This window comes from Pseudomonas sp. S30_BP2TU TE3576 (assembly GCF_050436025.1).
In the GTDB taxonomy this organism is placed as follows: Bacteria; Pseudomonadota; Gammaproteobacteria; order Pseudomonadales; family Pseudomonadaceae; genus Aquipseudomonas.
Window position 1 is genome coordinate 2,417,866 of sequence record NZ_JBNDLK010000001.1, and the last position, 19,716, is coordinate 2,437,581.

17 protein-coding genes and 1 pseudogene are annotated in these 19,716 nt (G+C 58.5%); 3 read left to right on the plus strand and 15 right to left on the minus strand.

Annotation, left to right across the window (positions count from 1 at the left end; translation table 11 throughout):
- Positions 1-40: 40 nt before the first annotated feature.
- From glmM to rlmE, 4 genes are all read right to left on the minus strand, one after another.
- Entirely contained in the window at positions 41-1,378 is a 1,338-nt protein-coding gene (glmM, locus tag ABIA48_RS11000) for a phosphoglucosamine mutase (protein WP_429488588.1), read from the minus strand.
- 16 nt (positions 1,379-1,394) lie between these two features.
- The gene (folP, locus tag ABIA48_RS11005; RefSeq protein ID WP_429488590.1) at positions 1,395-2,246 is read right to left on the minus strand and encodes a dihydropteroate synthase; all 852 of its coding nucleotides are present in this window, start codon (positions 2,244-2,246) and stop codon (positions 1,395-1,397) included.
- A gap of 8 nt (positions 2,247-2,254) precedes the next feature.
- The gene (ftsH, locus tag ABIA48_RS11010) at positions 2,255-4,165 is read right to left on the minus strand and encodes an ATP-dependent zinc metalloprotease FtsH (RefSeq protein WP_057398827.1); all 1,911 of its coding nucleotides are present in this window, start codon (positions 4,163-4,165) and stop codon (positions 2,255-2,257) included.
- A 199-nt stretch (positions 4,166-4,364) separates the two neighbouring features.
- Positions 4,365-4,997: a 23S rRNA (uridine(2552)-2'-O)-methyltransferase RlmE gene (gene rlmE / locus ABIA48_RS11015; RefSeq protein WP_007988685.1), complete on the minus strand. Its 633-nt coding sequence runs from the start codon at positions 4,995-4,997 to the stop codon at positions 4,365-4,367.
- A gap of 105 nt (positions 4,998-5,102) precedes the next feature.
- Between rlmE and ABIA48_RS11020 the strand changes: the two genes are divergently transcribed.
- Positions 5,103-5,411: a YhbY family RNA-binding protein gene (locus ABIA48_RS11020; protein ID WP_007942889.1), complete on the plus strand. Its 309-nt coding sequence runs from the start codon at positions 5,103-5,105 to the stop codon at positions 5,409-5,411.
- A gap of 9 nt (positions 5,412-5,420) precedes the next feature.
- Here ABIA48_RS11020 and ABIA48_RS11025 read toward each other — a convergent pair whose 3' ends face one another.
- From ABIA48_RS11025 to grpE, 8 genes and pseudogenes are all read right to left on the minus strand, one after another.
- Positions 5,421-5,804 carry an MFS transporter gene (locus ABIA48_RS11025; protein WP_310057837.1) on the minus strand — a complete coding sequence of 128 codons (384 nt, stop codon included), beginning with the start codon at positions 5,802-5,804 and terminating at the stop codon, positions 5,421-5,423.
- 49 nt (positions 5,805-5,853) lie between these two features.
- Positions 5,854-6,330 carry a transcription elongation factor GreA gene (gene greA / locus ABIA48_RS11030; protein WP_033051914.1) on the minus strand — a complete coding sequence of 159 codons (477 nt, stop codon included), beginning with the start codon at positions 6,328-6,330 and terminating at the stop codon, positions 5,854-5,856.
- 2 nt (positions 6,331-6,332) lie between these two features.
- A complete protein-coding gene (carB, locus tag ABIA48_RS11035) occupies positions 6,333-9,554 on the minus strand; it encodes a carbamoyl-phosphate synthase large subunit (protein ID WP_007988688.1) in 3,222 nt (1,073 codons plus the stop codon).
- 118 nt (positions 9,555-9,672) lie between these two features.
- Positions 9,673-10,809, minus strand: coding sequence for a glutamine-hydrolyzing carbamoyl-phosphate synthase small subunit (carA, locus tag ABIA48_RS11040; RefSeq protein ID WP_007988689.1), 1,137 nt, complete (start codon positions 10,807-10,809; stop codon positions 9,673-9,675).
- Between the two features lie 259 nt (positions 10,810-11,068).
- Positions 11,069-11,873, minus strand: a pseudogene (gene dapB / locus ABIA48_RS11045) (4-hydroxy-tetrahydrodipicolinate reductase).
- A 10-nt stretch (positions 11,874-11,883) separates the two neighbouring features.
- A complete protein-coding gene (gene dnaJ, locus ABIA48_RS11050; RefSeq protein ID WP_007973132.1) occupies positions 11,884-13,008 on the minus strand; it encodes a molecular chaperone DnaJ in 1,125 nt (374 codons plus the stop codon).
- Positions 13,009-13,304: 296 nt separating this feature from the next.
- Positions 13,305-15,221 (minus strand): molecular chaperone DnaK, encoded by a 1,917-nt coding sequence (gene dnaK, locus ABIA48_RS11055; protein ID WP_429488594.1) that lies wholly within the window; start codon positions 15,219-15,221, stop codon positions 13,305-13,307.
- A gap of 102 nt (positions 15,222-15,323) precedes the next feature.
- Positions 15,324-15,890 (minus strand): nucleotide exchange factor GrpE, encoded by a 567-nt coding sequence (gene grpE / locus ABIA48_RS11060; protein ID WP_108229189.1) that lies wholly within the window; start codon positions 15,888-15,890, stop codon positions 15,324-15,326.
- Between the two features lie 241 nt (positions 15,891-16,131).
- Between grpE and recN the strand changes: the two genes are divergently transcribed.
- Positions 16,132-17,805, plus strand: coding sequence for a DNA repair protein RecN (recN, locus tag ABIA48_RS11065; RefSeq protein ID WP_429488597.1), 1,674 nt, complete (start codon positions 16,132-16,134; stop codon positions 17,803-17,805).
- A 76-nt stretch (positions 17,806-17,881) separates the two neighbouring features.
- Here recN and fur read toward each other — a convergent pair whose 3' ends face one another.
- Positions 17,882-18,286 carry a ferric iron uptake transcriptional regulator gene (fur, locus tag ABIA48_RS11070; protein ID WP_003197684.1) on the minus strand — a complete coding sequence of 135 codons (405 nt, stop codon included), beginning with the start codon at positions 18,284-18,286 and terminating at the stop codon, positions 17,882-17,884.
- Positions 18,287-18,383: 97 nt separating this feature from the next.
- Between fur and ABIA48_RS11075 the strand changes: the two genes are divergently transcribed.
- The gene (locus ABIA48_RS11075; protein WP_429488599.1) at positions 18,384-18,911 is read left to right on the plus strand and encodes an outer membrane protein assembly factor BamE; all 528 of its coding nucleotides are present in this window, start codon (positions 18,384-18,386) and stop codon (positions 18,909-18,911) included.
- A 61-nt stretch (positions 18,912-18,972) separates the two neighbouring features.
- Here ABIA48_RS11075 and ABIA48_RS11080 read toward each other — a convergent pair whose 3' ends face one another.
- Together ABIA48_RS11080 and ABIA48_RS11085 are read right to left on the minus strand one after the other, a co-directional pair.
- Positions 18,973-19,287 carry an RnfH family protein gene (locus ABIA48_RS11080; RefSeq protein ID WP_429488601.1) on the minus strand — a complete coding sequence of 105 codons (315 nt, stop codon included), beginning with the start codon at positions 19,285-19,287 and terminating at the stop codon, positions 18,973-18,975.
- Complete coding sequence (locus tag ABIA48_RS11085) at positions 19,280-19,714, minus strand: type II toxin-antitoxin system RatA family toxin (protein ID WP_429488603.1); 435 nt, start codon at positions 19,712-19,714, stop codon at positions 19,280-19,282. The genes ABIA48_RS11080 and ABIA48_RS11085 overlap by 8 nt, the downstream gene beginning before the upstream one ends.
- Between the last annotated feature and the right edge of the window lie 2 nt (positions 19,715-19,716).

Here is a 19,716-nt window from a genome sequence, read left to right on the forward strand (position 1 = left end):
GCAGATGTTACCCAACACAATCAAGGCTGGCAAGCCGAATTCAGGCAGAAACTTCAGTAACCAGTTTTGCCAGCTCTTCGGCATAGCCGCGAACCAGGGTTTCGTCTTCACCTTCAACCATGACGCGCACCAGCGGTTCTGTCCCGGACTTGCGCAACAGCACCCGCCCACGCCCAGCCATCGCCTGGGTAACACGCTCGCTGGCTTCCTTGACCGATGGATGCTCGAGGGGATTTGCACCACCGCCGAAACGCACATTGATCAGCACCTGAGGGCACTTGCGCAGCGCCTGCCGGGATTGCGCCAGACCTTCGTCACGCGTGCGCAGCGCCATCAACACCTGCAGTGCCGCAATGATTGCATCACCCGTGGTGGTGTGACTGAAACACACGATGTGCCCGGAGTTTTCGCCACCCACGATCCAGTTGCGCTCCAGCAGCTCGGCTATGACATAGCGGTCACCGACATTGGCACGCACAAGTGGAATACCCAGATCAGCCAGGGCCAGCTCCAGCCCCAGGTTACTCATCAGGGTTCCGACCACGCCGCCCTGCAGCTGGTTGCGAGCATGCAGATCACGAGCAATGATGAACAGCAATTCGTCGCCATCCACCACCGCACCTGTGTGATCGACCATCTGAACGCGGTCGCCGTCACCATCGAAGGCGATACCCAGATCGGCGTGCTCAGCCACGACGGCAGCCTGCAGCTGTCCCATATGGGTCGAACCGCAATTGTCGTTGATATTCAAACCATTCGGCTGCGCCGACAGCACGACGACTTCAGCACCCAACTCGCGGAACACGCTCGGCGCCACTTTGTAAGTCGCACCGTGAGCGCAGTCGATCACGATTTTCAGACCCGAGAAGCTAGTGCCGGTCGGCACGCTACTCTTGCAGAATTCGATATAGCGCCCCGACGCATCGTTGATTCGCGACACCTTGCCGATCTTGCTTGATTCCACCACGGTCATTGGCGTATCGAGCAATTCTTCGATCATCAGCTCGACTTCATCCGGAAGCTTGGTGCCCCTGCCGGAGAAAAACTTGATGCCATTGTCATCATGCGGATTGTGCGACGCACTGATGACGATGCCAGCCTCGGCATGAAAGGTGCGCGTCAGGTAAGCAATCGCCGGGGTCGGCATAGGCCCCAAAAGCATCACATCGGCACCTGCCGACGTCAGCCCTGCTTCAAGTGCCGACTCGAACATGTAACCGGAGATCCGGGTGTCCTTACCTACCAATACCTTGCAGGCGCCCATCTTGCGGAACGCCATACCTGCAGCCCAGCCAAGCTTGAGCATGAAATCAGGAGTAATCGGGTATTCACCGACGCGCCCACGAATACCATCGGTGCCAAAATATTTTTTGCTCATAAGTGCTCCTTCATTCTTATTCGGCTGATTCCACTGCGGCGATCATCCGGACCACATCCACTGTTTCGGCTACATCATGGACGCGCAATATACGCGCACCTTTCGCCGAAGCCAGCGCCGCGAGCGCCAAACCACCATACAGTCGGTCTTCCACCGGACGATTCAATGCCTGACCAATCATGCTCTTTCGCGAAACCCCGACTAACAGGGGCCGCCCCAGGGCATGCAGGGCTTCCATATGTTTGAACAAGCTCAGATTGTGCTGCAAGGTTTTGGCGAAGCCAAAGCCCGGATCAAGAATGATCCGCTCAGCCGGAATCCCCGCCAATGAACATTGATGCATGCGCTCAGCGAGAAACTCACCGACTTCCCTTGTAACGTCCTGATACTGCGGATTGTCCTGCATATCGCCTGGCTCGCCCAGCATATGCATCAGACAAACCGGCAGACCGGTGGCCGCCGCGGCATCCAGCGCACCATCGCGGCGCAACGAACGCACATCATTGATCAACCCGGCCCCCAGGCGCGCAGTTTCACGTATGACCGCTGGCGTGGAGGTGTCGACCGAGATAATGACGTCCAACTCGCGACTGATGCGCTCGACGATGGGCGCTACGCGCTCCAACTCCTCCAGTGGCGACACCGCCCTGGCACCAGGGCGGGTGGATTCGCCACCGACATCGATCAGCGTCGCGCCGGCCGCCACCATGGCTTCGGCGTGGCGCATGGCCGCGTCGAGCTGGCTGTATTGGCCACCATCGGAGAATGAATCAGGAGTGACATTGAGAATACCCATGACATGCGTCTGGGCCAAATCAAGAACCCGGTTGCCGCAAGGCAACCGGGTCGAGGACTGAACAGAAGTCATTTCAAACCTTATACGTCAGCAGCAGGACCACCGATCGGTGTTTCCGGACGCTCATCCTGCACCACCGGCGGGGTGCCGGAAGTACCCGTGCCACCCGACCAGTCACGCGGCTCGCGAGGCGTACGACCCGCCATGATGTCGTCGATCTGCTCGGCATCAATGGTTTCGTACTTCATCAAGGCATCAGCCATGGCATCGAGCTTGTCACGGTTGTCCGTGAGAATCTGCTTCGCCGTGCCATAGCACTGATCGATGATGCTGCGCACTTCGGAGTCGATAAGCTTGGCTGTTTCGCCAGAGAAGCTTGCATTCTGACCGCCACCGCCACGACCGAGGAACACTTCTCCCTCTTCTTCGGCATACATCAACGGACCGAGTTTTTCCGAAAGCCCCCACTTGGTCACCATGTTCCGCGCAATCTGGCTGGCGCGCATGATGTCGTTGGAAGCACCGGTGGTCACGCCATCGAAGCCCAGGGTCATTTCTTCAGCGATACGACCGCCGTACAGCGAGCAGATCTGGCTGATCAATGCACGCTTGGACAGGCTGTAACGATCTTCTTCCGGGAGGAACATGGTCACACCCAGCGCACGACCGCGCGGGATGATCGACACCTTGTACACCGGATCATGCTCAGGCACGACACGCCCCACAATAGCGTGGCCCGCTTCGTGATAAGCCGTGTTCTGTTTTTCTTTCTCGGACATGACCATGGATTTGCGCTCGGCGCCCATCATGATCTTGTCTTTCGCCAGTTCGAACTCTTTCATCTCGACGATGCGCTTGCCGGCACGGGCAGCGAACAACGATGCCTCGTTCACCAGGTTGGCCAGATCGGCACCCGAGAACCCCGGGGTACCACGAGCGATCACGGCCGGAGCAACGTCGTCGCCCATTGGCACTTTGCGCATGTGAACCTTGAGAATCTGTTCGCGGCCACGAATGTCCGGCAGACCGACCACAACCTGACGGTCGAAACGACCTGGACGCAGCAACGCAGGGTCCAGCACGTCAGGACGGTTGGTCGCGGCAATCACGATGATGCCGTCATTCATTTCGAAGCCGTCCATCTCGACCAGCAACTGGTTGAGCGTCTGCTCGCGCTCGTCGTGACCACCACCCATGCCGGCGCCACGATGGCGACCGACCGCATCGATTTCGTCGATGAAGATGATGCATGGAGCGTGTTTCTTGGCCTGTTCGAACATGTCGCGAACACGACTGGCACCCACACCGACAAACATCTCGACGAAGTCGGAGCCGGAAATGGTGAAGAACGGTACTTTGGCTTCGCCGGCGATAGCCTTGGCGATCAAGGTTTTACCGGTACCCGGAGGACCAACCATCAGCACACCGCGAGGAATGCGGCCACCCAGGCGCTGGAACTTGCCCGGATCGCGCAGGAACTCGACCAGCTCACCGACTTCTTCCTTGGCTTCGTCGCAACCGGCAACGTCAGCCAGGGTAGTTTTCACCTGATCCTCGGAGAGCAGGCGCGCCTTGCTCTTGCCGAAACTCATCGGCCCGCCCTTGCCACCGGCACCACCCTGCATCTGCCGCATGAAGAACATGAACACGGCGATGATCACCAGGATCGGGAAGCTGGCGACCAGGAGTTGGGTCCAGATGCTTTGCTGCTCAGGCTGCTTGCCTTCGACCACGACGTGGTTATCCACCAGGTCGCCGATCAGGCCGTTGTCCTGGATCGCCGGGCGAATGGTCTTGAAGCTGTCGCCATCGTTGCGCTTGCCGGTAATCACGTAGCCATCAACCGCTACGCGCTCGACCTTGCCATCCTTGACCTGCTGGATGAAGTCGGAATAGTTGAGGGTCTGCGGCTCGTTAGGGCTGGAGAAGTTGTTCATCACCGTCACCAGGACAGCCGCGATGATCAACCACAGGATCAGATTCTTTGCCATATCGTTCAATTAACTACCCTCTGAAGCAAGCTCCGCTACTGGCGCGCGCTTCGCATGATATTCACCGGCCTAACTTACTACATTACCTACAACTTGGCAGGCGCCGTCTGTAACCCTTTGTGAAACACTTCCTACACAATATTCGCTAATTCTGACAAGGCGTAATACAAAAATCCTATCACCCCGATCGAAAATTCACTCATTCCTCACTGCGGCCGCGGAAACCACGGCCCAGCAGGTACTGCTCGCGAGAACGGTCGCGCGACGAGGTCGGTTTGCGCATCTGCACCTTCTCGAACTGCTGGCGAACGCTCTTGTGGAATTCGTCGAAACCTTCGCCCTGGAAGATCTTGATCAAAAAATCACCACCGGGCTTGAGCACCCGCGTCGACAGATCCAGTGCCAACTCGCACAGGAACATCGCCCGCGGCATATCAACGGCCGGCAATCCACTCATATTGGGGGCCATGTCGGAAATCACAAGGTCTACTTCTTTATTTCCGACGGCGTCGAGAATCTGGGCCAGCACGGCATCCTCGGTAAAGTCGCCTTGAATGAAGGTGACGTCGGGGATGCTGTCCATTTCAAGAATGTCAGAAGCGATCAGTGTGCCCTGCCCACCAATCAGACGACTGGTCACCTGGGACCACCCACCGGGTGCCGCGCCAAGGTCGATTACGCTCATACCAGGGCGGATCAGGCGATCCTTTTCCTGGATCTCCAGCAGTTTGTAGCTGGCGCGGGAACGGTACCCGTCTTTTTGTGCCATTTTGACGAATGGGTCGTTGAAATGTTCTTGCAGCCACTTAAGGCTTGTCTTGGAACGGGCCACGGGATACCTCGGAAATAAAACGGGTCGTGATTAACTGGGCGGTCCCGGACTCGCTCGGGTAAACTGGCCGCCGCTTTTTACAAGATCAGACGCAGGGGTCAGATTATGCCGCTCACTCAAGAGCAGAAGAAACAGTACAAATCCATTGGCCACCATCTGAAACCGGTTTTGATTGTGGCAGACAATGGTTTGACTGAAGGTGTGTTAGCCGAACTCGAACGCGCTTTGGCGGATCACGAGCTGATCAAAATCAAGCTCAATATCCTCGATCGCGAATCGCGCCTGGCGTCCATTGCAGAGCTCTGCAAGGTCGGCAAAGCGGATCTGGTTCAGGTCATCGGCAAGATGGCACTGATCTACCGCAAGAACTTCAGCGTCAACAAGCAGCTGTCGAACGTCCATCGCTTCAAGTGATGGCAAGGGTCAAGGGTGTGCTTCGCGCACCCTGCCACTCCATCCCGGTATCGGTTGCAACACCAGCACCAGCCCGGAAAACCCCAGAACAAGATAGCTGAACGCCTGCCAACGCACGGCATCCGGCCAGCCGAATCGCACCGCGAAGTACATCGCGCACGCACACAGCGCCATCATCAGCAGTTGCCCGCGAATATCTCGCCATAGACTGACAAGGCCCTCGGCCTTTATCAGCACCAAAGCCTGAAATATCACACACGCCGTAGCGAACCCCACTACCAGCGTATTGAGCATGCCTGCGATTTCGTCGATCAGTAGCGGCGCCAGGCCAATTCGCCCCAGCACCGGCAACAGACCGATTTGCAATAGCCACAAGCCGCCGACCCACAACATCTGGGTCAGCTGCCAAAGCGTGGCGCCCGCACGAAACGGGCGCCGGCCTTCAGATGTGGCGAACTTCGACAATCTCGTACTCGATAACGCCGCCAGGCGTTTTGACTGCAACCACATCACCCTCTTCCTTGGCAATCAAGGCGCGGGCAATCGGCGAGCCGACAGAGATCTTGCCGAGCTTGATGTCAGCCTCGTCCTCACCAACGATCTGGTAAGTCACGCTTTCATCGGTTTCGACGTTGGCGATTTCCACGGTGGTACCGAAAATCACCTTGCCGCTGTGAGGAATGGTCGTCACATCGATAATCACCGCATTCTGCATGCGGCCTTCGATATCACGGATCCGCGCCTCGACCATACCCTGCTGCTCGCGGGCAGCGTGGTATTCGGCGTTTTCCTTCAAGTCACCCAACTCGCGGGCCGTACCGATGTCCTGGCTGAGCTTCGGACGAACGACCTTGGTCAGGTGAGTGTGCTCTTCTTCCAGGGCGCGAGCGCCCTGAACGGTCATTGGGTACTTCGTTATGCTCATGCCTTCAATCCTGCATGCAAATCCTGCAAGCGGCGTACGGTCTTCTCGGGACCGAACTTCAGCGCTTCACAGATCGCTTCGCCCGCTGCGATGGTGGTGGTGCAGTAGATCTTGTGCTGCAGGGCGTTGCGACGAATGGAATAGGAGTCGGCGATCGACTGACGACCTTCGGTGGTGTTGATGATCAGGGTGACTTCGTCATTCTTGATCATGTCGACCACGTGCGGACGACCTTCGGTCACCTTGTTCACACGACGCACTTTCAGGCCTGCAGCCTCGATCAGCTTGGCAGTCCCGGCAGTGGCAACCACTTCGAAGCCCAAGTTGATCAGATCACGGGCCACGCCCGCAACCAGTGGCTTGTCGTCGTCACGTACGCTGATGAACGCAGTACCGCCGGTCGGCAACACTTCGCTGGCACCCATCTGGGCCTTGGCAAACGCCTCACCGAAGGTGTCGCCCACGCCCATCACTTCACCGGTCGACTTCATCTCCGGGCCGAGGATCGGGTCAACGCCAGGGAATTTGGCGAACGGGAACACCGCCTCTTTCACGCTGTAGAAGTTCGGGATGATTTCCTTGGTGAAACCCAGTTCTTTCAGGGTTTTACCGGCCATCACGCGTGCTGCGATCATCGCCAGGGAAACACCGATGCACTTGGACACGAACGGTACGGTACGGGAAGCACGCGGGTTGACTTCAATGACGTAGATGTCTTCGCCTTGCAGCGCCAACTGTACGTTCATCAGGCCGACCACGCCCAATTCCAGGGCCATTTTCTTGACCTGTTCGCGCATCTCGTCCTGGATGTGCGCCGGCAGCGAGTACGGTGGCAGCGAGCATGCGGAGTCACCGGAGTGAACGCCGGCCTGCTCGATGTGCTGCATGATCGCGCCGATCACTACGTCCTTGCCGTCGCAAACCGCATCCACGTCCATTTCGATGGCGCAGTTGAGGAAGTGGTCCAGCAGCACCGGGCTGTCGTTGGACACCTGAACCGCTTCGCGCAGGTAGCGCTTGAGTTCTTCTTCTTCGTAAACGATTTCCATCGCACGACCGCCCAGTACGTAGGACGGACGCACCACCAGCGGGTAACCGATCTTGGCGGCAGCACGAATGGCTTCGTCTTCGCTGCGCACGGTGGCGTTTGGCGGCTGACGCAGGTTCAGGCGCTGGACCATTTGCTGGAAGCGCTCGCGGTCTTCGGCACGGTCGATGGCGTCCGGGCTGGTGCCGATGATCGGCACGCCAGCGGCTTCCAGGGCACGCGCCAGCTTCAACGGGGTCTGGCCGCCGTACTGAACAATCACGCCTTTCGGCTTCTCGACGCGGACGATTTCCAGTACGTCTTCCAGGGTAACCGGTTCGAAGTACAAACGATCGGAAGTGTCGTAGTCGGTGGAAACGGTTTCCGGGTTGCAGTTGACCATGATGGTCTCGTACCCGTCATCGCGCAGAGCCAGTGCCGCGTGTACGCAGCAGTAGTCGAACTCGATGCCCTGGCCGATACGGTTCGGACCGCCGCCCAGGATCATGATCTTGTCGCGACCCGACGGTGCGGCTTCGCACTCTTCTTCGTACGTCGAGTACAGGTAAGCGGTGTCGGTGGCGAACTCGGCGGCGCAGGTGTCGACGCGCTTGTAGACCGGGAAGATTTCCAGCTTGTGGCGGTGAGCACGCAGGCTCTTCTCGGTCACACCCAGCAGCTTGGCCAGGCGCATATCGGAGAAGCCTTTGCGCTTGAGGCGGAACATCAGGTCGCGGTCGATGCTGGTCAGGCCCAGGGTCTTGACCTTCTCTTCGTCCTTGATCAGATCTTCCATCTGCACCAGGAACCAAGGATCGATCATGGTCATGCCGAAGATGTCTTCAACGCTCATGCCGGCGCGCATGGCGTCCGCCACGTACCAGATACGCTCGGCGCCCGGCACGGTCAGCTCGCGCTTGAGCACACTCATGCTTTCCGGATTGGCCAGGTCAACCTTCTCGTCCAGACCGCAAACACCGACTTCCAGGCCACGCAGGGCTTTCTGCAGGGATTCCTGGAAGGTACGGCCGATGGCCATGACTTCACCGACCGACTTCATTTGCGTGGTCAGGCGCGCATCAGCCTTGGAGAATTTCTCGAAGGCGAAACGTGGCAGCTTGGTGACGACGTAGTCGATGGACGGCTCGAAGGACGCTGGAGTCTTGCCACCGGTGATGTCGTTCGACAACTCGTCGAGGGTGTAACCGACAGCCAGCTTGGCTGCGACCTTGGCGATCGGGAAGCCGGTGGCTTTCGAAGCCAGTGCCGAGGAACGCGATACACGCGGGTTCATCTCGATCACGACCATGCGGCCAGTGTTCGGGCAGATACCGAACTGCACGTTGGAGCCACCGGTTTCGACGCCGATCTCGCGCAATACCGCCAGGGAGGCGTTACGCAGGATCTGGTATTCCTTGTCGGTCAGGGTCTGTGCCGGAGCCACGGTGATCGAGTCACCGGTGTGCACGCCCATCGGGTCGAAGTTTTCGATGGAGCAGACGATGATGCAGTTGTCCTTCTTATCGCGGACAACCTCCATTTCGTATTCTTTCCAGCCGATCAGCGATTCGTCGATCAGCAGTTCCTTGGTTGGCGACAGGTCCAGACCACGGGCGCAGATTTCTTCGAACTCTTCACGGTTGTAAGCGATACCGCCACCGGTGCCGCCCATGGTGAAGGACGGACGGATGATGCACGGGAAGCCGAGCTTCTCGAGGACCGCGTTGGCCTCTTCCATGCTGTGGGCGATGCCGGAGCGCGGGCACGCCAGGCCGATGGACTTCATCGCCTTGTCGAAACGCGAACGGTCTTCGGCCTTGTCGATGGTATCAGCGTTGGCGCCGATCATTTCTACACCGAACTTCTCCAGAACGCCTTCGCGCTCCAGGTCCAGTGCGCAGTTCAGGGCAGTCTGGCCGCCCATGGTTGGCAGCAATGCGTCCGGACGCTCTTTCTCGATGATCTTGGCAACGGTCTGCCACTTGATCGGTTCGATGTAGGTGGCGTCGGCCATGGCCGGGTCGGTCATGATGGTGGCCGGGTTGGAGTTCACCAGGATGACGCGGTAACCCTCCTCGCGCAGGGCTTTGCAGGCCTGGGCGCCGGAGTAGTCGAATTCGCAGGCCTGGCCGATCACGATCGGGCCAGCACCGAGAATCAGGATGCTTTTAATGTCTGTACGTTTTGGCATGGGTTTGTCACTCAAATCCGCAGGTCAGTCGGCAAGCCGTCTTGTTCAATCTCTGAAGACTTGAGGGGGCCACCGGTGTCGGGACCACCCTCAAGCTTTGCAACATCAGGGCGAGCGATCAGCGTCGCTTGGCCATCTCGTTGATGAAGCGATCGAACAATGGCGCTACGTCGTTCGGGCCAGGGCTGGCTTCCGGGTGACCCTGGAAGCTGAAGGCGCTCTTGTCGGTACGCTCGATCCCTTGCAGGGTGCCGTCGAACAGCGATTTATGGATCGCACGGACGTTGGCTGGCAGGGTCGCTTCGTCTACGGCAAAACCGTGGTTCTGGCTGGTGATCATCACCACGCCGCTGTCCAGGTCCTGGACGGGGTGGTTGGCACCGTGGTGGCCGTGACCCATTTTCAGAGTCTTGGCGCCGGAGGCCAGGGCCAGCAGCTGGTGACCGAGGCAGATACCGAAGACCGGGATCTCGGTTTCCAGCACGTCCTTGATCGCCTGGATCGCGTAGTCGCATGGCTCCGGATCACCAGGGCCGTTGGACAGGAACACGCCGTCCGGCTTCAGCGCCAGCACATCGGCAGCAGGTGTTTGAGCAGGCACGACGGTCACGCGGCAACCGCGCTCGACCAGCATGCGCAGGATGTTCACCTTGACGCCGTAGTCGTAGGCCACTACGTGGTACGGCAGCTCGGAGGCCTCGATGGTCGCGTGACTGTCGGTTTTCAGATCCCAGACAGTCGAGCGCCACTCATAGCTTTCCTTGGTGCTGACGACTTTCGCCAGGTCCATGCCCTTGAGACCAGGAAAACCCTGGGCGGCGGCGATGGCGGCTTCTTCGGAAATGTTGTCACCGGCCATGATGCAGCCGTTCTGCGCGCCTTTTTCACGCAGGATGCGCGTCAGGCGGCGAGTGTCGATACCGGCGATGGCCACAACATTGTTGGCCTTCAGGTAGTCGGACAGGGACATCGTGTTACGCCAGTTGCTCGCGACCAGTGGCAGGTCACGGATAACCAGACCAGCGGACCAGACGCGATTGGACTCGGCGTCTTCCGGCGTGGTGCCGGTGTTGCCGATGTGCGGGTAAGTCAGGGTAACGATCTGTTGGGCGTAGGAAGGATCGGTAAGGATTTCCTGATAGCCGGTCATTGCGGTGTTGAACACCACCTCACCAACGGTTTGACCGTCGGCTCCAATGGCTTCGCCGCGAAAAATGCTGCCATCAGCAAGGGCGAGTATGGCTGGCTTAGTCAAGAAGACCTCCCGTAAATAAAGCCTGAAAGGGCGATCGCAGGTTGTAAAAAAGCGGAGTGACGTATGGACACGTCACCCCGCTTCTTCACTGAATTATTCTGCGCGCTTTTAGTGGACACACTAAAGCTGTAGCTTACAGAAAAAGGCTTTTTTGGTCTACCGCCAATGAGCCTTAAAGGCTGGAGAATGCGACAGGACGTCGCTTGGCGGAACAAAACCGGGCTCTAACGCTGTGCGTGAGCCCGATTTCGGGTGCATCTTAACGCAGGTCGAGCACATCTTGCATGTCGTAAAGACCAGGCTCGCGCCCGTCCAGCCACAACGCAGCACGTACCGCACCCTTGGCGAAGGTCATGCGGCTTGACGCTTTGTGAGTGATTTCGACACGCTCACCGTCGGCGGCGAACAGCACGGTGTGATCACCAACAATGTCGCCGGCACGCACGGTGGCGAAACCGATGGTCTCACGATCACGAGCGCCGGTCTGGCCTTCACGACCATACACCGCCACCTTCTTCAGATCACGACCCAGCGCATCGGCAATCACCTCGCCCATGCGCACGGCAGTGCCGGACGGCGCATCGACTTTGTGCCGATGGTGAGCCTCGGTGATTTCAATATCGACATCGTCACCCAATACGCGAGCCGCCGTGTCGAGCAACTTCAGGCACAGGTTGACACCGACGCTGAAGTTGGCCGCGAAGACGATAGGAATGTCCTTGCCCGCGTCCGCCAGCAACTGCTTTTCTTCAACGCTGAAGCCAGTGGTACCGATGATCATCGCCTTGCCGTGCTTGCGGCAGAAAGCGAGATTCTTCAGGGTCACGGTCGGGTGCGTGAAGTCGATCAGCACGTCGAACTCGTCGACCACCCGATCCAAGGTCACCGGACAGGGGTACGCCGATACGACCCAGCGCAGCCAGCTCGCCAGCGTCCGCGCCGACCAGCGTACTGTCAGGACGATCCACCGCCGCCGTCAGACCGGCACCCGGGGTTTGCTGCACCGCTTCAATCAGGGTCTTGCCCATGCGCCCGGCGGCGCCCATCACTGCAATACGTCGCATGCCTGCCTCCTTACAAATCGCCGAAGAAGCGCTTCACGCCTTCGAACCAGCCGGTGGTTTTCGGCGAATGGCTATTGTCGTCCGCGAGTGAACTGCGGAATTCCTCGAGCATTTCACGCTGGCGACGGCTCAGGTTCACCGGTGTTTCCACCGCCACACGGCACATCAGGTCACCGGCACCGCCACCGCGCACGGGCGCAACACCCTTGCCACGAACACGGAACTGCTTGCCGGTCTGGGTTCCCTCAGGGATTTTCAGTTTGACCCGGCCATCAAGGGTCGGAATCTCCAGTTCACCGCCCAGCGCCGCATCGACGAAACTGATCGGCACTTCGCAGAACAGGTGCTTGCCGTCGCGCTGGAAAATCGAGTGCTCGCGCACGTTGATCACCACGTACAGGTCGCCAGTCGGGCCACCTTGAGCGCCCGCCTCGCCTTCGCCGGACAGACGAATGCGATCACCTGTATCGACACCGGCCGGCACTTTCACCGACAGGGTCTTGTACTCTTCGACTCGACCTTCGCCATGGCAGGAATCGCACGGATCGGAAATGATCTTGCCCTGGCCATGGCAGCGCGGGCAGGTCTGCTGCACCGAGAAGAAGCCTTGCTGCATGCGCACCTGGCCGATACCGCCGCAAGTCGGGCAGGTCACCGGCGAAGAACCTTTCTTGGCCCCGGAGCCATCGCATGGCTTGCAGTTGACCAGCGTCGGAACGCGGATATTCACGGTCGTGCCACGCACCGCCTCTTCGAGGTCCAGTTCCAGGGTATAGCGCAAGTCACTGCCGCGCTGGGCACCACCACGGGAACCGCCGCGACCGCCACCGAAGAAATCACTGAAGACATCGCCAAAGATGTCGGAGAAGTTCTGACCACCGAACCCGGCACCGCCGCCACCCATGCTCGGGTCGACACCGGCATGGCCGTACTGGTCGTATGCCGCGCGCTTGCTGGAATCCGACAGCACTTCGTAGGCCTCGTTGGCCTCCTTGAACATCTCTTCCGACGCTTTGTCATCGGGATTACGGTCCGGGTGGTGCTTCATCGCCAGGCGACGGTAGGCCTTTTTCAGGTCTGCTTCGCTTGAGCCTCGCTCAACACCCAACACTTCGTAATAGTCACGCTTTGCCATAAGTCTTTGCACTCTTAAGGACGTCCGACACAACCCTCCTGAGTCTGCCGAACTCGTTGAGCCCCAATACAGGCCCGGACCCAACTCACGTCAATTCAACGATCCTGGTCTTTGATTCAATGCGGTACTTGCGGCTCGAAAAGCAGGAGCATTTCCGGCCATACCACCAACATCCGAACTTCGTCGCATGCTGTAAAAATTCGCGTATTCCAGACACGCCAACGCGGGAGCAAGCTCCCGCGCGGCGACATCCTACCAGTCACCGCCCAAAGGCAGTCAACCGGCCGACCAACAACTTACTTGTGCTCTTTAACCTCTTCGAACTCGGCATCGACAACATCATCAGCCTTTTCAGCCTTGTCGTTGTGTGGTGCCGCGCCTTCAGCAGGCTGAGCCTGTTCGGCGTACATCTTCTGCGCCACTGGAGCGGAGACTTTCGACAGTTCTTCAACCTTGGCGTCGATAGCAGCCTTGTCGTCGCCTTTGACGGCGGCTTCCAGGGCAACTACGGCCGCTTCGATTGCAGTCTTCTCTTCGGCAGTCACTTTATCGCCAGCATCGACAACCATTTTGCGCGTCGAGTGAACCAGTGCATCACCCTGGTTACGGGCAGTGGCCAGCTCTTCGAACTTGCGATCTTCCTCGGCGTTAGCCTCGGCATCACGCACCATGCGCTCGATTTCTTCGTCGGACAGACCGGAGTTGGCCTTGATCACGATCGACTGAGTCTTGCCGGTAGCCTTGTCCTTCGCACCGACGTGCAGGATGCCGTTGGCGTCGATGTCGAAGGTTACTTCGATCTGCGGCACACCACGTGGTGCCGGTGGAATGTCGGCCAGGTCGAACTTGCCCAGGGACTTGTTCTGGGCAGCTTGCTTACGCTCGCCCTGCAGCACGTGAATGGTCACGGCACCCTGGTTGTCGTCGGCAGTCGAGAACACTTGCGATTTCTTGGTAGGAATCGTGGTGTTTTTCTCGATCAGCGCGGTCATCACGCCACCCATGGTTTCGATACCCAGGGTCAGCGGGCTGACGTCGAGCAGCAGAACGTCTTTCACATCACCGGCCAGTACCGCGCCCTGGATGGCAGCACCCATGGCAACCGCTTCGTCCGGGTTGACGTCTTTACGAGCGTCTTTGCCGAAGAACTCGGTCACCAGCTTCTGCACCAGCGGCATGCGGGTCTGACCGCCTACCAGGATCACGTCGTTGATCGCGCCAACGTCGATACCGGCATCTTTCATCGCGATGCGGCAAGGTTCGATGGTGCGCTGAACCAGGTCTTCCACCAGCGCTTCGAGCTTGGCGCGGGAGATTTTCACGTTCAGGTGCTTGGGACCGGTGGCGTCTGCAGTGATGTACGGCAGGTTCACGTCGGTCGACTGGCTCGAAGACAGTTCGATCTTGGCTTTTTCAGCAGCTTCTTTCAGGCGCTGCATGGCCAGCGGGTCACCCTTGAGGTTCATGCCGCTTTCTTTCTTGAATTCGTCGACGAGGTAGTCGATCAGACGAATGTCAAAGTCTTCACCGCCCAGGAACGTATCACCGTTGGTGGCCAGTACTTCGAACTGGTGCTCGCCATCGACTTCAGCGATTTCGATCACGGATACGTCGAAAGTACCACCGCCCAGGTCGTAAACGATCACGGTGTGATCGCCCTTGGCCTTGTCCATACCGTAAGCCAGAGCGGCGGCGGTCGGTTCGTTGATGATGCGCTTCACGTCCAGACCGGCGATGCGGCCGGCGTCTTTGGTGGCTTGACGCTGACTGTCGTTGAAGTAAGCCGGAACGGTGATGACCGCTTCAGTCACGGTCTCGCCGAGGTAGTCTTCGGCGGTTTTCTTCATTTTCTTCAGGATTTCAGCCGAGATTTGTGGCGGTGCCATTTTCTGGCCGTTCACTTCAACCCAGGCGTCGTTGTTATCAGCCTTGACGATCTTGTAAGGGACCATCTGAATGTCTTTCTGCACGACTTCTTCGTCGAAACGACGACCGATCAGACGCTTCACCGCATACAGGGTGTTGTGCGGATTGGTCACAGCCTGACGCTTGGCCGACTGGCCAACCAGAATTTCGCCATCGTTGGCGTAAGCGATGATCGACGGCGTGGTACGCGCGCCTTCAGCGTTTTCAATAACTTTTGCCTTGCCGTTTTCCAGCACGGAGACGCAGGAGTTGGTAGTCCCCAGGTCGATACCGATAATTTTGCCCATGTTCACTCTCCCGAAACTTTGGATTTGGTTGCCGCAGCAGTGGTGGCTAACTGCGGTAGCACTTAAACGCTTGACTTATAAATGGGGGCCTTGCGGTGGATTTCAAGCCTGCTCGTCAATCGAAGGCGAAACCGGCGCAGGCGCCTTGCTGACCACGACCATCGCCGGGCGCAGCAGGCGACCATTGAGCTGATAGCCCTTCTGGAACACCTTCAAAACACTGTTCGGCTCGACATCAGCGCTTTCCTGCATGGCCATTGCCTGATGTTGAACGGCGTTGAACGGTTCGCCATGCGGATCGATCGCTTCAAGCTGATAACGCTTGAGGGTGTCGTGGAACATCTTCAGGGTCAGCTCGATGCCTTCGCGCATCGGACGGATGCTTTCGTCGTCCGGGCTGGACAGTTCCAGGCCGCGCTCCAGACTGTCGACAATCGGCAGCAGGTCGCTGGCGAATTTTTCCAGCGCGAACTTGTGAGCCTTCTCCACATCCTGCTCGGCGCGACGGCGGACGTTCTGCAGATCGGCGGCTACACGCAAAGCCTGATCCTGAGCGCCTGCCAGTTGCTCTTCGAGCACTTGTACACGAGCCGCCAGGTCTTCACCCGAAGCCTCGGGCGCCTGGTTGGCGTCTGGGTTTTGCGTATCCACTGTCTGTTCGTCAGCCATAGATTTCTCCTTTCAATATCGTCCGCGAGCTCAACTCGCGCTTCTGCCCAGCTATATGGGGCCGCAAAATCCGGCTTCAAGGGGGGGCCGACGATTAACCCTACAAAAAACAGCCGCTTTGTCATTCCCGCTCGCGATAAGGGTTTTGTCGGACCAAGCGAATCGAGCTAACGAGGGGCATTGTCAGCCAGAAACAAAACACTGTATAAATAACCAGACTTAACACCTGGGAGCGGCCCATATGCTGGTGCACCTGTCCGTACACAACTACGCCATCGTTGAACATCTCGATCTCGAACTCGATCGCGGGATGAGCGTTATCACCGGGGAAACCGGCGCGGGCAAGTCGATCATGCTCGACGCGCTGGGCCTTACCCTGGGTGATCGCGCCGACAGCGGCGTGGTCCGCCCCGGCGCCGACAAGGCCGACATCCTGGCCACCTTCGATCTGGCCGACATTCCGGAAGCCAGTGCCTGGCTGGCTGAACGCGACCTCGAAAACGACGGCCCGTGCATTCTGCGACGGGTGATCACATCCGAAGGACGCTCGCGTGGCTACATCAATGGCACGCCCTGCCCGCTTGGCGATCTGAAGGCGCTGGGCGAGCTGCTGATCGATATCCACAGCCAGCACGAACACCAGTCCCTGCTCAAGACCGATACCCACCGTCGCCTGCTCGATGAATATGCTGGCGCGACGGATCTTGCCCGCCAGGTTCAACTCGCCGCCCAGCGCTGGCGCCAGACCCGCCAGGAACTGGAGCGACTCTCCAACTCCGGCGACGAGCAACGCGCCCGACATCAGTTGCTCAGCTATCAACTCGAAGAACTGGAAAACCTTGGCCTTGGCGACAACGAACTGGGGGAACTGGAACAGGAACACAAGAACCTGACCAACGCCGAGACCCTGCTGAGCATCTGCCGGCAAGTCGTCGAGCAATGCAGTGAAAGTGATTCCGGGAATGTCCTGAACGCCCTCACCGCCAGCCTCAACCGCCTGTCGAGCGTGAACAACTCGATCGGTGCACTGGGCGAAGCCAGCAGCTTGTTGACCAGCGCACAGATCCAGGTTGAAGAGGCCGTGGGTGAACTGAACCGCTTCCTCGACAACTTCGACGCCGACCCGTCGCGTCTTCAATACCTGGAAGAACGCCTCGACGCGATCTATACCCTGGCGCGCAAACACCGCATCCAGCCGACCGAAGTTGCCGAGATGCAACAGAAACTGCTGGATGAAATCGAAACCCTGAACGCCAATGACGAATCCATCGAGCGCCTGAGCGATGAGTTGTCGTCCTATGCCCGGCACTATCAGGAAAAGGCTCGGGAACTGAGCGATCTACGGCATCAAGCGTCGAATAGCCTGGCGAGCGCCGTAGAGCAGGAAATCCAGCGACTGGGCATGCCTGGCGGTCGCTTCACCATTGAACTGCGCCCCAACAGCGGCGACGAACTGCTGCCAAATGGACTCGAACAGGTAGAACTGCTGGTCAGCGCCAACCCTGGCCAGCCGCTGAAAGCCCTGGCGAAAGTGGCATCCGGTGGCGAACTGTCGCGGATCAGCCTGGCGATTCAAGTGATCACCGCACAGACATCCCGTGTACCGACCCTGGTATTCGACGAAGTGGACGTTGGTATCGGTGGTCCGACTGCAGAAATCGTCGGCCAACTGTTGCGTCGCCTCGGCGAGCGCGGGCAGGTGCTGACCGTGACCCACTTGCCGCAAGTGGCAGCGCAAGGTCATCAGCATCTATTTGTGCACAAGGTGCGCGGTGAGGATGCTACCCGCACGGCGGTGTCAAAACTGGGCAAAAATGACCGCGTCGAGGAAGTCGCACGGATGCTGGGCGGCATCGATCTCACCAAGGAGTCCCTGGCCCACGCCAGGAAAATGGTGGTTACCGCAAAAGCTTAACTAATGGCAGATAGCACGAAGGCGACCCTGAGGTCGCCTTCGCTCGTTTCGCGAACCTTAAGTTCGCGCGACATGCTTACTTTTTCTTGCGCACGTACAGCACCAGATTGTGATCAACCATCTCGAAGCCATACTTGTCGACGATTGCTTTCTGAAGCCGCTCGATTTCTTCGTCGAAGAATTCGATCACTTCGCTGGTTTCGACGTTGACCATATGGTCGTGATGCTTTCCGTCGTCCAGCTCGAAGACCGCATGGCCTCCATCGAAGTTGTGCCGCACCACAAGGCCAGCTGCCTCGAACTGGGTCAGAACACGGTAAACCGTGGCCAGACCGACGTCCTCACCAGCCTCCATAAGGGCCTTGTAGACATCCTCGGCACTCATGTGGCGCTGCTCGGCGGAATCGAGCATTTGCAGAATCTTGACCCGTGGCAGGGTCACTTTGAGGCCGGCTTTGCGTAGTTCGCTATTTTCAACCATGGTCAGCTTTCTCGCGATGCTGCTTCGCAGCTTCTCTTAATGCGGGTATGATCGGCGTTTACGTTGTCCCAGCCAAGATAGTGGAAGTCGCCCACCGATGCAAAACACCAAGCTCTTGCTAACCAGTTTCACCTTTGTGGGACTGCTCGCACTCGCCGGTTGTTCATTCCCCGGGGTTTACAAAATCGACATCCAGCAGGGCAATGTCGTCACGCAGGACATGATAGACCAGTTACGCCCGGGAATGACCCGCAAGCAAGTACGGTTTATCATGGGCAACCCTCTGCTGACTGACACGTTCCATGCCGATCGCTGGGATTATCTGTACAGCCTGCAACCTGGTGGCGGTGAACGCCAACAGGAACGCATCAGCGTCATCTTCAACCCAAATGATCAGCTTGTCAGCCTCTCTGGCGATTTCATGCCAGGCGTGAGCCGTGACGAAGCCATTCTCGGCAAGGACAGCGGCACGAAAGTGACTGCCCCGGCAGAAAACGTCGAGAAACCAAAACCGGAAAAACCGGTCAAGCCAGGTTCGTTGCTGGATCAGATCCAGAAGGACGTCGACGGTGTAGAAACCGTTCCGGTCCCGACGCCACAACCACTGGAAACCTCGCCGCAATAATTTGCGACGCAATAAAAAGCCCGGCATGTCCGGGCTTTTTATTGTCTGGCGTTCAAGCCACTCACTGATTACGGGCCTTGGCCTCGGCAGCCTTTGCCGCGCGCAGTCGACGAACCTCTTTGGGGTCGGCCAGCAACGGTCGGTAAATCTCGATGCGATCCCCAGCCTGGACTGCCCGACTCTCGGGATCAGCTACAACCTTGCCAAAGATACCCACAGGGCAATTGGTCAGATCCAGTTCCGGAAACTCTTCAGCCACACCTGACCTGAGCAAGGCCGCCCGCACTGTCGTTCCAGCAGGCAGTGTCACCGTCAGCAGCACTTGACGGTCTACGGCCGCGTAGACCACCTCGACTTCAATCATGATCTCAACCATGTATCTGCTTGGCGCGCTGACAGAACGCATCCACCAGGGTATTGGCCGCCTGATTGAACAGTGGCCCCAAGGTGGCGCGAACCAATGGCCCGGCATAATCGAACGACAGATCAAGACTGATCTTGCAGGCCTTCTCGCCCAGTGGCTTGAACACCCACACGCCATGCAGCTGATTGAACGGACCTTCCTCAAGGTTCATTTCGATCGATTGGCCGGGAACCAGGGTGTTACGCGTCACGAAATGCTGACTGAGGCCGCCCTTCGCCACCCCGACGCTCGCCCGCATATGTTCAGGGGTACTCTCCAGGACTTCGGCCGCCGAGCACCACGGCAGAAACTCCGGATAGCGTGCCACGTCGTTGACCAGGTCATACAGCGCTTGTGCCGGGTATGGCAGCAAGGCCGAACGTGAAATGTGTGTCGTCATGT